Source organism: Pseudomonas sp. ANT_J28, from assembly GCF_008370005.1.
GTDB lineage: Bacteria > Pseudomonadota > Gammaproteobacteria > Pseudomonadales > Pseudomonadaceae > Aquipseudomonas > Aquipseudomonas frigoris.
In genome coordinates this window covers 46,260-60,019 of record NZ_VOBM01000025.1, presented here as the reverse complement: position 1 = coordinate 60,019, position 13,760 = coordinate 46,260, and the positions used below count along the sequence as shown (strand labels likewise).

At 59.9% G+C, this 13,760-nt stretch carries 10 protein-coding genes; 5 read left to right on the top strand and 5 right to left on the bottom strand.

The window, feature by feature from the left end; genetic code table 11:
- The first annotated feature begins 52 nt into the window (after window positions 1-52).
- Both pta and FQ187_RS18395 read left to right on the top strand, forming a co-directional pair.
- The gene (gene pta / locus FQ187_RS18400; protein ID WP_129438449.1) at window positions 53-2,152 is read left to right on the top strand and encodes a phosphate acetyltransferase; all 2,100 of its coding nucleotides are present in this window, start codon (window positions 53-55) and stop codon (window positions 2,150-2,152) included.
- Complete coding sequence (locus FQ187_RS18395) at window positions 2,153-3,058, top strand: acyltransferase (protein WP_149630566.1); 906 nt, start codon at window positions 2,153-2,155, stop codon at window positions 3,056-3,058.
- 109 nt (window positions 3,059-3,167) lie between these two features.
- Here FQ187_RS18395 and cysN read toward each other — a convergent pair whose 3' ends face one another.
- From cysN to FQ187_RS18375, 3 genes are all read right to left on the bottom strand, one after another.
- Entirely contained in the window at window positions 3,168-5,066 is a 1,899-nt protein-coding gene (gene cysN, locus FQ187_RS18390; protein ID WP_149630565.1) for a sulfate adenylyltransferase subunit CysN, read from the bottom strand.
- Between the two features lie 9 nt (window positions 5,067-5,075).
- Window positions 5,076-5,993, bottom strand: coding sequence for a sulfate adenylyltransferase subunit CysD (gene cysD / locus FQ187_RS18385; protein ID WP_131061189.1), 918 nt, complete (start codon window positions 5,991-5,993; stop codon window positions 5,076-5,078).
- A gap of 135 nt (window positions 5,994-6,128) precedes the next feature.
- Complete coding sequence (locus tag FQ187_RS18375) at window positions 6,129-6,887, bottom strand: Nif3-like dinuclear metal center hexameric protein (RefSeq protein WP_046045869.1); 759 nt, start codon at window positions 6,885-6,887, stop codon at window positions 6,129-6,131.
- 102 nt (window positions 6,888-6,989) lie between these two features.
- Here FQ187_RS18375 and algW point away from each other — a divergent pair, with 102 nt between their 5' ends.
- The 3 genes from algW to FQ187_RS18360 all read left to right on the top strand — a co-directional run bounded on the left by algW (window position 6,990) and on the right by FQ187_RS18360 (window position 11,075).
- Window positions 6,990-8,150, top strand: coding sequence for a Do family serine endopeptidase AlgW (gene algW / locus FQ187_RS18370; RefSeq protein ID WP_129438464.1), 1,161 nt, complete (start codon window positions 6,990-6,992; stop codon window positions 8,148-8,150).
- An 87-nt stretch (window positions 8,151-8,237) separates the two neighbouring features.
- Complete coding sequence (locus FQ187_RS18365) at window positions 8,238-10,343, top strand: TonB-dependent siderophore receptor (RefSeq protein ID WP_149630563.1); 2,106 nt, start codon at window positions 8,238-8,240, stop codon at window positions 10,341-10,343.
- 12 nt (window positions 10,344-10,355) lie between these two features.
- Complete coding sequence (locus tag FQ187_RS18360; protein WP_149630562.1) at window positions 10,356-11,075, top strand: DUF4198 domain-containing protein; 720 nt, start codon at window positions 10,356-10,358, stop codon at window positions 11,073-11,075.
- A gap of 116 nt (window positions 11,076-11,191) precedes the next feature.
- Here the strand turns inward: FQ187_RS18360 and hisC are convergent, their stop codons facing one another.
- Window positions 11,192-12,244 (bottom strand): histidinol-phosphate transaminase, encoded by a 1,053-nt coding sequence (gene hisC, locus FQ187_RS18355; protein WP_149630561.1) that lies wholly within the window; start codon window positions 12,242-12,244, stop codon window positions 11,192-11,194.
- Window positions 12,245-12,246: 2 nt separating this feature from the next.
- Window positions 12,247-13,584 carry a histidinol dehydrogenase gene (hisD, locus tag FQ187_RS18350; protein WP_149630560.1) on the bottom strand — a complete coding sequence of 446 codons (1,338 nt, stop codon included), beginning with the start codon at window positions 13,582-13,584 and terminating at the stop codon, window positions 12,247-12,249.
- Window positions 13,585-13,760 lie beyond the last annotated feature (176 nt).

Here is a 13,760-nt window from a genome sequence, read left to right as displayed (position 1 = left end):
AAACGGCCAGACATAGGTCGTCACCATTGCCATGCACCTTTAGAGAATTCGCATGCAAACTTTTTTTATCGCGCCCACCGATTTTGGTGTGGGTCTGACCTCCATCAGCCTCGGGCTGGTGCGTACCCTTGAGCGGGCCGGCCTCAAGGTCGGCTTTTTCAAACCGATTGCCCAGCCGCATCCGGGTGACACCGGGCCTGAACGGTCCACTGAACTGGTGGCGCGCACTCACGGTTTGAAACCGCCTCAGCCGCTTGGTCTGGCGCACGTCGAGCGTATGCTCGGCGACGGTCAACTGGACGAGTTGCTCGAAGAAATCATCACCCTCTATCAGCAGGCGGCTGTCGGCAAAGATGTGCTGATCGTCGAAGGCATGGTCCCGACCCGTAGCGCCAGCTACGCCGCGCGGGTCAATCTGCATTTGGCCAAGAGCCTCGACGCCGAAGTGATCCTGGTCTCGGCGCCGGAAAACGAAGTGTTGACCGAACTGTCCGGCCGCGTGGAATTGCAAGCGCAATTGTTCGGCGGTCCGAAAGACCCGAAAGTCCTCGGCGTGATCCTCAACAAGGTCAAAACCGACGAGAGCATGGAGGCTTTCGCTTCGCGCTTGAAAGAGCATTCGCCATTGCTGCGCAGTGGCGATTTCCGTCTGCTGGGTTGCATCCCGTTCCAGCCGGAATTGAACGCCCCGCGCACTCGCGACGTCGCCGATCTGATGGGCGCGCAGATTCTCAATGCCGGCGATTACGAAACCCGGCGCATGACCAAAATCATCATCTGCGCCCGCACCATGCGCAACACCGTGGAGCTGCTCAAGCCCGGCGTGCTGGTGGTAACCCCCGGTGATCGCGACGACATCATCCTCGCCGTGAGCCTCGCGGCCATGAACGGCGTGCCGCTGGCCGGGCTGTTGCTGACCAGCGACACCTTGCCCGACCCGCGCATCATGGACCTGTGCCGTGGCGCCTTGCAGGCTGGCCTGCCGGTGTTGTCAGTGAGCACCGGTTCCTACGACACCGCCAACCAGTTGAACGGTTTGAACAAGGAAATCCCGATCGACGACCGCGAGCGCGCGGAGATTATCACCGACTTCGTCGCCAGCCACCTCGACGCCAAGTGGCTGCACCAACGCTGCGGCACGCCACGGGAAATGCGCCTGTCGCCCGCCGTGTTCCGTTATCAATTGATCCAGCGCGCCCAGGCTGCCAACAAACGCATCGTCCTGCCTGAAGGCAGCGAGCCGTTGACCGTGCAAGCCGCGGCGATCTGTCAGGCGCGCGGCATTGCCCGTTGTGTCTTGCTGGCGAAACCGGCGGACGTCGAAGCCGTCGCCCGCGCCCAAGGCATCGAGCTGCCGCCAGGGTTGGAGATTCTCGACCCGGACCTGATTCGCGAGCGCTACGTCGAGCCGATGGTCGCCCTGCGCAAAACCAAAAGCCTCAACGCACCGATGGCCGAGCAGCAATTGGAAGACACCGTGGTGATCGGCACCATGATGCTGGCGCTGGATGAGGTCGACGGATTGGTGTCCGGGGTCATTCACTCCACCGCCAACACCATCCGCCCGGCCCTGCAACTGATCAAGACCGCTCCGGGCTGCACGCTGGTGTCGTCAGTGTTCTTCATGCTCTTCCCCGAGGAAGTGCTGGTCTACGGCGACTGCGTGATGAACCCGCACCCGAGCGCCAGCGAACTGGCTGAAATCGCCCTGCAAAGTGCCGACTCGGCAGCCGCCTTCGGCATCACTCCGCGCGTGGCGATGATCAGCTACTCCAGCGGTGAATCGGCCAGCGGCGAAGAAGTCGAAAAGGTTCGCGAAGCGACATTGCTCGCCCACGAGCAACAAAACTCGCTACTGATCGACGGCCCATTGCAATACGACGCCGCCGCTAACGAAACGGTGGCCAAGCAGCTGGCACCGAACAGCCAGGTGGCCGGTCGCGCCACGGTGTTCGTGTTCCCCGACCTGAATACCGGCAACACCACCCACAAAGCGGTGCAGCGCAGCGCCGACTGCGTCAGCCTCGGGCCGATGCTGCAAGGCCTGCGCAAACCGGTGAACGACCTGCCGCGCGGCGCGCAAGTCGACGATATCGTCTACACCATCGCGTTGACCGCGATTCAAGCTGCCAACCGACCTTTGGATCTTTAAATGCTGGATTCCCTACCTGCACCGCTGCGAGGCGTGATTGCCTCGCTACTGTTGGCGCTGAACACGATTGCCTGCTGCACACCGCTGTTCATCGTGGCGATTTTCAAACTGCTATTGCCCTTCCCCGCCGCCCAGCGTTTTACCGATTGGCTGATGGGCCACATCCACGAAGCCTGGATTAGCAACAACAAGGCCTGGATGGATTTGCTCGGACACACGCGCTGGAAACTCAGCGGCCTGGAAGGCCTGGACTATCAGCACTCGTATTTGATCACCAGCAACCACCAGAGCTGGGTCGACATCATGGTGTTGCAGTACGTGCTGAACCGGAAGATTCGCCCGCTGAAGTTCTTCCTCAAACAGGAACTTATCTGGGTGCCGGTGATTGGTCTGGCGTGGTGGGCGCTCGGCTTTCCGTTCATGAAGCGCTACTCCAAAGCCTACCTGGAGAAGCACCCGGAGAAGAAAGGCAAAGACCTGGAAACCACCCGCAAGACCTGCGACAAGTTCCGCCATAACCCGGTGGGGATTTTCAACTTCGTCGAAGGCACGCGTTTCACCGAAGGCAAGCATGCCCAGCAGAAATCGCCTTTCCGCCACTTGCTCAAACCGAAGGCTGGCGGCATTGCGTTTGTGCTGGATGCCATGGGTGAGCAACTGGAAGCCATCGTCAACGTGACCATTCACTATCCGGCCGGGCGTCCCGGCTATTGGGATCTGCTGTGCGGGAATGTGAAGGATGTGGTGGTGCACTTTCAGGAACTGAAGATTCCACCGCAGTTCATCGGCAAGAACTACGACCAGGACGGCGAGTATCGATTGCAGTTTCAGGGCTGGATCAATCAGCTTTGGGATGACAAGGATGCGCTGCTTGAGCAGATGCATCGGGAGTACCCAGCGAAGTAATCCGGCGTCTATACCGGCCTCTTCGCGAGCAAGTCGAAGACGATTTCAGGGACACAAAAAAACCCGCCGATGATCACTCATCGGCGGGTTTTTTATTAACGGCTAACGCTTAGATCGCGCCGCGCTTACGCAGCAGATCCAGCACCTGCTTGACGCTTTCTTCCAGCGACAGCGACTGAGTGTCGACCACAAGGTCGGCGTCCAGCGGCACGTCGTACGGGAAGGAATCACCCGGGATGTTGTCCCCGGCCGCCGCGTACAGGCCTTGTGGGTCACGCTCGGCACAGACCGTCGGAGAGGCCTGGACGTAGACCGTCAGCAGACGTTCCTTGCCGATCAGTTCCCTGGCCTGTTCACGTCCTTCGGCACTCGGCGCAACAAACGCTGCCAGCGTCAGCAACCCGGCTTCGTTGAACTGACGCGCAACGTGCGCCGCACGACGCCAGTTCTCGGTACGTCCGGCGCGATCCTGTGGCAGACCTTTGTTCAGGTCGTGACGCAGGTTCTGGCCATCGAGCACAAACACTGCGCGGCCCATGTCGAACAGCTTGCGTTCAACCGCGTAGGCCAGGGTGCTTTTGCCCGCGCCCGACAGGCCGCTGAACAACACGGTGGCCGGTTGCTGGCCGAAACGCTGGGCGCGTTCTTCGGTGGCGACGTGCGCCAGTTTGCCGTGGTGCGTGCTGCTGCCATGGCTCAACGGCTGAGCGATGATCATGCCGGCCGCAACGGTGCCGTTGGTCAAGCGATCGATAACGATGAACGAACCGGTGGTGCGGTTGCTCGCGTAACCGTCCAGCGCAATGGCCGCATCGAGGCTGATCTTGACCCGACCGATTTCGTTCAGTTGCAAGGCACTGGCAGGGCCTTCTTCCAGCGTGTTCACGTCAACACGGTTGACGATGCTGGTGATCGAACCCGGCACGTACGAGGTCGCGCGCTTGATGTCGTATTTCTTGCCCGGCAGCATCGGCTCTTCGGCCATCCATACCAGCATGGCGTCGAAGGCGTCAGTCACTTGTGGCAGGTTGTCGGCGTGTACCAGCAAGTCGCCGCGGGAGATGTCGATTTCGTCTTCCATGGTCAGCGTCACCGCTTGACCGGGACCTGCGTGCTCCAGCTCACCTTCGAAGGTAACGATGGATTTCACGCGGCTGCTCTTGCCGGACGGCAGCACCACAACTTCGTCGCCCTTGTGCACGACGCCACTGGCCAGGGTGCCGGCGAAACCACGGAAGTTCAGGTTCGGACGGTTGACGTACTGCACCGGGAAACGCAGGTCGGTGTAGTTGCGATCATTGGCGATCTCGACGGTCTCGAGAATTTCCATCAGCGACTGGCCGGTGTACCACGGCGAGCGCTCGGACTTGTTCACCACGTTGTCGCCTTTCAACGCCGACATCGGCACGAAGGCCATGGTGGTCGGCTTGAACGCGATGCCTTCGGCGAACTTCAGGTAATCGGCCTTGATCGACTCGAACACGCTTTGGTCAAAACCATTGATGTCCATCTTGTTGACGGCCACCACGATGTGTTTGATGCCCAGCAACGAGGCGATGAAGCTGTGGCGACGGGTCTGGGTCTGCACGCCGTAACGGGCGTCGATCAGGATGATCGCCAGGTCACAGGTGGAGGCACCGGTGGCCATGTTACGGGTGTACTGCTCATGGCCAGGGGTGTCGGCGATGATGAATTTGCGTTTGGCGGTGGAGAAGTAGCGGTAGGCAACATCAATGGTGATGCCCTGCTCCCGCTCGGCCTGCAGGCCGTCGACCAGCAATGCCAGGTCGATATCGTCGCCGGTGGTGCCGACTTTTTTCGAGTCGCGGGTGATGGCTTCGAGGTGATCTTCGTAGATCATCTTGGAGTCGTGCAGCAGGCGCCCGATCAGGGTGCTCTTGCCGTCGTCGACGTTGCCACAGGTCAGAAAGCGCAGCATTTCCTTGCGTTCGTGCTGGCCCAGGTAGGCGAGGATGTCCTCGCTGATCAAATCAGATACGTGCGACATGACAACCCCTTAGAAATAACCCTGACGTTTCTTTTCTTCCATCGAGCCTGCGCCATCGTGATCGATGACCCGGCCCTGGCGTTCGGAAGTTCGCGTCAGGAGCATTTCCTGAATGATGTCAGTCAGGCTGGTGGCCTCGGACTCGACCGCACCGGTCAGCGGGTAGTCGCCGAGGGTACGGAAGCGGACCTTCTTCTTGACGATGCGCGCCTTGTCTTCGTCGCTCAGGTGATTGAGCAGGCGTTCGTCGTCGATCATGATCCAGGTGCCATTCATCTCGATAACGTCGCGCTCAGCGGCGAAATACAGCGGCACAATCGGGATGCCTTCGAGGTAGATGTACTGCCAGATGTCCAGTTCGGTCCAGTTCGACAACGGGAAAACACGAATCGATTCGCCCTTGTTGACCTTGCCGTTGTAGACATTCCACAACTCGGGACGCTGGTTTTTAGGGTCCCAGCGGTGCTTGGTATCGCGGAAGGAATACACGCGCTCTTTGGCACGGGACTTCTCTTCGTCGCGACGGGCACCACCGAACGCAGCATCGAAACCATACTTGTCGAGGGCCTGCTTGAGGCCTTCGGTTTTCATGATATCGGTGTGCTTGGCGCTGCCGTGGGTCAGCGGGTTGATGCCCTGCGCGACGCCATCGGGGTTCACGTGCACGATCAGGTCAAGGCCGAGTTCTTCAACCATACGGTCGCGGAACGCGTACATTTCCTTGAACTTCCACCGGGTGTCGACGTGCATCACCGGGAACGGCAGCTTGCCCGGAAAAAATGCCTTGCGCGCAAGGTGCAGCATCACGGCGGAGTCTTTACCGACGGAGTACAGCATCACCGGGTTATCGAACTCGGCGGCGACCTCGCGGATGATGTGGATGCTTTCGGCCTCCAGCTGTTTCAGATGCGTCAGTTTGTCGACCATGGCTACTCACGAAAACGATCTTATGGACGGCCAGCGGGCCGTGTTCGAGCGGGGAATCCTAGCACAGCGACCTCTTCTAATCAGGACGCAAGCTAGATCGAAAGGGCATATGAATATACCCCCTCGTTTGGGCCGTCAGATGGGATTCGGGCAATCAATGAAGATGTGCTCAAGGGCAAAACGCCGCGCCAGATAATCCCCGAGTGCCTGCACGCCATAGCGCTCTGTGGCGTGATGGCCGGCGGCGATGAAGCTGATGTCATTTTCCCGAGCGCTGTGGAAGGTCTGCTCGGACGCCTCACCGCTGAGGTACAAGTCGACGCCCGCCAGCACGGCCTGATCGATGTACCCCTGACCGCCACCGGTGCACCAGCCAACGCGGCGAATCATCTCGCTACCTTCGATCAGCAACGGCTCGCGGCCCATGACTTCTTGTACGCGACGGGCAAAATCGCGGGCCGTCACCGGCTCGTTCAATGAACCGACCAGGCCGACAACTTTGAGATTGTCCGGATCCAATGGGCCTTCCACCGTGATATCGAGCTGACGTGCCAGTTGAACGTTATTGCCGACTTCCGGGTGCAGATCCAGCGGCAGATGGTAGGACAACAGGCTGATATCGTGCTTGAGCAGGGTTTTCAACCGACGTTGCTTCATGCCGGTGATGCACGGATTCTCGCCCTTCCAGAAGTAGCCGTGATGCACCAGCACCAGATCGGCGCTGGCTTCCACTGCGGCGTCGAGCAACGCCTGGCTGGCGGTGACGCCACTGACGATGCGCATGACCTGCGGCCGGCCTTCGACCTGCAACCCGTTGGGGCAGTAATCGGCAATCTTTGCACTGTTAAGGTAACGGTCGGCTTCTTCGACCAGGGTGCTCAGGGCGACGGCCATAAAAGACTCCTAAATATCCCGTTCAGAGGCACGCTTCGCCTCGTATAATGCGCGACATTATGGGCGGTCTCATACCGCCTGCAACCTCTCAGGACGTGCTTAATGCTCAAGGCGCTGCGTTTTTCCGGCTGGCCGCTGTTGGCCGGCGTGCTTATTGCTCTGTTAATCATCCAGCGTTACCCGCAGTGGGTCGGGCTCCCAAGCCTTGACGTCAACATGCAGCAAGCCCCGCAAACCACCACTATGCAACAGGGTCCGGTGTCCTATGCCGACGCAGTGACCACGGCCGCACCGTCGGTGGTCAACCTGTACACCACCAAAGTCATCAACAAACCGAACCATCCGCTGTTCGAGGATCCGCAGTTCCGCCGCTTCTTCGGCGACAACTCGCCCAAACAGAAACGCATGGAGTCGAGCCTCGGCTCCGGCGTGATCATGAGCCCGGAAGGTTACCTGCTGACCAACAACCACGTGACCACCGGTGCCGACCAGATCGTGGTGGCGCTCAAGGACGGTCGTGAAACCCTGGCCCGGGTGATCGGCAGCGATCCGGAAACCGACCTTGCAGTACTGAAAATCGATCTGAAGAACTTGCCATCGATCACTGTCGGGCGTTCCGACAACATCCGCATCGGCGACGTAGCCCTGGCCATCGGCAACCCGTTCGGCGTCGGCCAGACCGTGACCATGGGCATCATCAGCGCCACCGGGCGCAATCAACTGGGCCTGAACAACTACGAAGATTTCATCCAGACCGACGCTGCGATCAACCCCGGCAACTCCGGCGGTGCGCTGGTGGATGCAAACGGCAACCTGACCGGCATCAACACGGCGATCTTCTCCAAGTCCGGCGGTTCACAGGGTATCGGTTTCGCAATCCCGGTGAAGCTGGCGATGGAAGTGATGAAGTCGATCATCGAACACGGCCAGGTGATTCGCGGCTGGCTCGGTATCGAAGTGCAGCCGTTGAGCCAGGAACTGGCGGAATCGTTTGGCCTGTCGGGGCGCCCGGGGATTGTGGTTGCAGGGATCTTCCGTGACGGTCCGGCGCAGAAGGCCGGCCTGCAACTGGGTGACGTGATCCTCAGCATCGACGGCGAACCCGCCGGCGATGGTCGTCGTTCGATGAACCAGGTCGCGCGGATCAAACCGACCGACAAGGTCACGATCCAGGTGATGCGCAACGGCAAAGAGCTCAAGCTCACCGCCGAGATCGGTTTGCGTCCGCCACCGGCACCGGTTAAAGAGAAAGAAGAAGAATAAGCGCTAGCCCGAGTATCTCGGGCTAATAGCAGACACTCTCATCGGAAATGTTATATTGTTTCAATATCTCAATTGGAACAACATAACATGTCGTCTCGAACAATGGCCTCCGTGGCAAGTCTTGCCCTCGGCCTGCTGGGCGATCCGGTCTTCGCCGAAGAGCCCGGCACCCTCGAACTGGACGCTATCAGCGTCACCTCCGACTACGAATCCCCCACCGGCCCGGTCAAGGGCTACCGTGCCACTCGCTCCTCCAGCGCGACTAAAACCGACACCGCGATTCGCGATATCCCGCAATCCATCAGTGTGATTCCCGTCAGTGTGCTCAAGGATCTGGGCAGCACCAGCGTCGAGCGCGCGCTGGATTTTGCCGGTGGCGTGTCGAAGCAGAATAACTTCGGCGGCCTGACGCTTTACGAATACAGCGTGCGCGGCTTTACCACGTCGGAGTTCTACAAGGACGGTTTCAGCGCCAACCGTGGCTATCCGAGCGCTCCGGACGTGGCCAATATCGAACGCATAGAAGTGCTCAAAGGACCGGCCGCCAGCCTCTATGGTCGTGGCGATCCGGGCGGTACGGTGAACATCGTCACCAAAAAACCCCAGCCAGAAGCCTTCACCACACTGCAAACCAGCGCCGGCAGCTGGGATCGCTATCGCACCGCCGTGGACGCCAACACACCGCTGGATGATGACGGCAACGTTCTGTCCCGGGTGAACCTGGCGGTCGAGGACAGCCACAGCTTCCGCGATCACGTCGACAGCCAGCGTGTGTTCGTTGCGCCTTCCTTCAGCTGGCAACTGAACCCGGACACCAGCCTGTTGGTGGAGAGCGAATTCGTGCGCCACAGCTCGACATTCGATCGCGGTATCGTAGCGCCGAACAATAAACGGAGCGGCGTCTCCTGGTCGACCTTCCTTGGCGAACCCAACGACGGCAACATCGACAACCACAACAATCTGCTGCAGGCCGCCCTCGAACATCAGCTCAATGACAGCTGGAAACTGCGCCTGGCCAGTCATTACAAGGAAGGCAAGCTCTGGGGCTTCGCCTCCGAAAACCGTCCCTTGAACGCCGATGGCCACACCATCAACCGTCGCTACCGCGAGCGCGATACCAACTGGCACGACAGCATCACCCAACTCGAACTGCGCGGTTTGTTCGACATCGGCAGCTGGCAACACGAACTGCTGATCGGCAGCGAATACGAGAATTTTCGCAAGAACGAACGGGTCACGACCATTGCCGGCGGCCCTTACGCCATCGATATCTATCGGCCGATTTACGGCCAGCCGAAACCTGATGGCCCGCGCTCCGGGACCGACTTCTTCGAGCATGTCGAAAGTCAGGCGCTGAACCTTCAGGACCAGATCGTCTTCACCGACAAACTGCGCGGCATGCTCGGTGCGCGCTTCGAGCATTTCGAACAAAGCATCGACGATCACAGCCGCAACGCGACCAGCCGCCAGCGCCACGACGCACTGACCCAGCGGGCCGGGCTGCTCTACCAACTGACGCCCGAAGTGGGGTTGTTCGCCAACGCCTCCACTTCGTTCAAACCGAACAATGGGTTGGACGCCGCCGGCAAATCCTTCAACCCGGAAGAAGGCGTCGGTTATGAAGTCGGGATCAAGAGCGAGCTGTTCGACGACCGCATGAGCACCACCCTCGCCGCCTTCCATATCGAAAAGGAAAACGTCCTGGCGCTCGATCCAAGCACCGATTCCAGCCGCGCCATGGGCAAGGCCCGCAGCCAGGGTGTCGACCTGCAAGTCACTGGGCAAGTGACCGATGCCGTGCGAGTGATCGGTGCTTTCGCTTACATCGACGCCGAAGTCACCCAAGGCGACAAGGTGATTCCCACCGGCAGCCGAATTCTCGGCGTGGCCAAACGCAGCGGCAGTCTGTTGGGCGTTTATGAATTTCAGGACGGCCACTTGCGCGGTTCCGACGTCGGCGCGGCATTCACGTATGTCGGTGATCGCTCGGGTGAAGCCGGCAGCGATTTCGAACTGCCGGCCTACCACACCGTCGACCTGCTGGCGCATTACAAGGCCAGCGAAAACGTCACCGTGGGCCTGAACCTGAACAACCTTTTCGACGAGAAATACTTCGAGCGCTCCTACGGCAACTACTGGGTCAACCCCGGCGAGCCGCGCAATTTCACCGTCAGCCTGACACTCAATCTGTAAAAGGAAGTTCCCATGCAACAGCTCAAACCTCTGGCGCTGCTCGGCTTGTTGTTCGCAACCCAAGTCTCGGCCCATGGTCTCTGGACCGAACAACGTCGCGGCAACATCGAAGTCATCTACGGCCACGGTGCCGAAGACAATACCTTCAAGGCACAGAAAATCAGCGGCGCCTGGGCGTATGACGTCAACGGCAAAATGATCCCGGTGACCGTGCAGCGCCTGGCCGATCACGCGCGCCTGCAATCACTGAAGCCACCTGCCGTGATGGCGGTGGCGCTGAACAATGGCATGTGGTCGCAAACGGCGGACAAGAAATGGATCAACGAAGGACGCAGCAAAGTGCCGGGGGCTATTGAGTCGACCCAGACCTTCAAGTACAGCCTGGCGATATACCAGCCGGGGGCGAAACTGCCGAAGCTCGATCAGATGAAATTGCTGATTCTGCCGGAGGTTGATCCGCTGACCGTGGGGCCGGGCAAGTCGTTGCCGGTTCGAGTGCTATTGGACGGTAAACCGGCGGCGGGCGTGAAGCTGGTGGGCGACTATCGCAGCGCTCCGAATACGTTAAGCACCGAGACCGATGCAGAAGGTCGGGCGCAAGTATTGGTGCGTAATGAAGGATTGAATGTAATTGCGGCGCAGATGGAGATTCCGCTGAAGGACAACCCTGATGTGGCGACGCGCGGGCTGTTCACGTCACTGACCTTCCTTGGCGAACCGCATCACGAGTAACCCACCAACCCTTGTGGGAGCGTGGCTTGCCCGCGATGGGGACACCGCGGTGCAATAGGTAGACCGCGTTATCGTTTATCGCGGGCAAGCCACGCTCCCACAGGATCGGGTATGCCTTACAGGTCACCCAGGCCGTCGATCAACGCCTGATTCTGCTCCGGCGTGCCGATCGAGATCCGCAGGAACTGGGCAATCCGTTCCTGCTTGAAGTGCCGAACGATCACGCCTTGCTCGCGCAACTTCGCCGCCAGCGCTGCCGCATCGTGTTTCGGATGACGAGCGAAAATGAAGTTCGCCGCCGACGGCAACACTTCAAATCCCTTCGACTCCAGCTGCGCAACCACCTTTTCACGATGCTCGATGACCAACCGGCAGGTGTTGTCGAAGTACTCACGATCTTCGAACGCTGCGGCTGCACCGACATTCGCGAGGCGATCAATCGGATAAGAGTTGAAGCTGTTCTTGATCCGCTCCAGCGCCTCGATCAAGTCCGGATGCCCCACCGCCAGCCCAACCCTCAGGCCGGCCAGCGAACGGGACTTGGACAGGGTCTGGGTTACCAGCAGGTTCGGATAACGGTCCACCAGGCTGATCGCCGTCTCACCGCCGAAATCGATGTAAGCCTCATCGACCACGACTACCGAATCCGGGTTGGCCTTGAGGATTTGCTCCACGGCATCCAGCGCTAACAGGCAACCAGTCGGTGCGTTCGGATTAGGGAAGATGATCCCGCCGTTCGGCTTGGCGTAGTCCGCCGGGTTGATCTGGAACTGCTCGTCCAGCGGCACCGCGTCGAAGGCAATGCCGTACAACCCGCAGTAAACCGGATAGAAGCTGTAGCTGATGTCCGGGAACAGTAGCGGCTGATCGTGTTGCAGCAAACCGTGAAAGATGTGCGCCAGGACTTCATCGGAACCATTGCCGAGAAACACCTGATTGCTCTGCACGCCGTAGTACTTGGCGACTGCTTGCTTGAGCACATCACTGTTCGGGTCCGGGTACAGACGCAAATTGTCATTCAGTTCGGTCTGCATCGCCGCCAAGGCTTTTGGCGATGGTCCGTACGGGTTTTCGTTGGTGTTGAGCTTCACCAGCTTCGCCAGTTTCGGTTGCTCGCCCGGCACATAAGGCACCAGATTCTTGACGAACGGGCTCCAGAATTTACTCATCTTCAGTTCCCCTGCCCTTGTAGAGAGTCTTCGTCAACGATGCGGTATTCGGCACTGCGCGCGTGAGCGGTCAGCGACTCGCCACGGGCCAGCACGGAAGCGGTTTTGCCCAGTTCCGACGCCCCCTGCTCAGAGCAGAAGATGATCGACGAACGCTTCTGGAAGTCGTACACACCCAGTGGCGAGGAGAAACGCGCGGTGCCGGAGGTTGGCAACACGTGGTTCGGACCGGCACAGTAGTCGCCCAAGGCTTCGGAGGTGTGACGGCCCATGAAGATCGCGCCAGCGTGGCGAATCTTCGGCAGCCAGGCCTGCGGATCAGCAACGGACAACTCAAGGTGTTCCGGCGCGATGCGGTTGGCCACCTCGATGGCTTGTTCCATGTCGCGTACCTTGATCAGCGCGCCGCGGCCGTTGATCGAGGTTTCGATGATCTCGGCGCGTTCCATGGTCGGCAGCAGTTTGGCGATGCTGTCGGCGACCTTGTCGAGGAACTCGGCGTCCGGGCTGACCAGAATCGCCTGGGCGTCTTCGTCGTGCTCGGCCTGGGAGAACAGGTCCATGGCAATCCAGTCCGGATCGGTCTTACCGTCGCACACCACGAGGATTTCGGAGGGGCCGGCGATCATGTCGATGCCGACCTGGCCAAACACGTGGCGCTTGGCCGTGGCGACGTAGATGTTGCCCGGACCGACCACCTTGTCGACCTTCGGCACGCTTTCGGTGCCGTAAGCCAGCGCGGCGACCGCTTGAGCGCCGCCGATGGTGAACACGCGGTCGACGCCAGCGATGCAAGCCGCAGCCAGCACCAGCTCATTGATTTCACCACGAGGCGTCGGTACCACCATGACCACTTCGGTCACACCGGCCACCTTGGCCGGAATCGCGTTCATCAGTACCGAGGACGGATAAGACGCCTTGCCGCCCGGTACATACAGGCCGGCGCGATCCAGCGGCGTGACCTTCTGGCCCAGCACGGTGCCGTCGGCTTCGGTGTAGCTCCAGGAATCCTGCTTCTGTTTCTCGTGGTAGCTGCGTACTCGGGACGCGGCTTTTTCCAGCGCTTCACGCTGAGGCACAGTGATTCGGGTCAGGGCCAGTTCCAGGCGTTCGCGAGGCAGGATCAGGTCCGCCATGGACGCGACCTGCAGGCCGTCGAACTTCTGGGTGAACTCCACCAGCGCCGCATCGCCACGCTCGCGCACGGCCTTGATGATGTCCAGCACCCGCTGATTGACCGAGTCGTCAGACACACTTTCCCAGCTCAGCAAATGATCCAGATGATGTGCGAAATCCGGGTCAGCAGCGTTGAGTCGGCGAATTGCAGTCGGTGCGGTCATAGCGAGAGCCTCATAGGAATGGCGAAAACTCAGGTACCCGAAGGTGCGCTGACGTTTAATAATGAATCGCGTTGGTACTGTGGTCACGTCAGGCTGCGTTGCGGGACGAAGGTAAGGGTTGTTTCCTTACCGAGTCCCGCAACGCAGCCTGACGCGACCACAGTGCCAACCCGTAG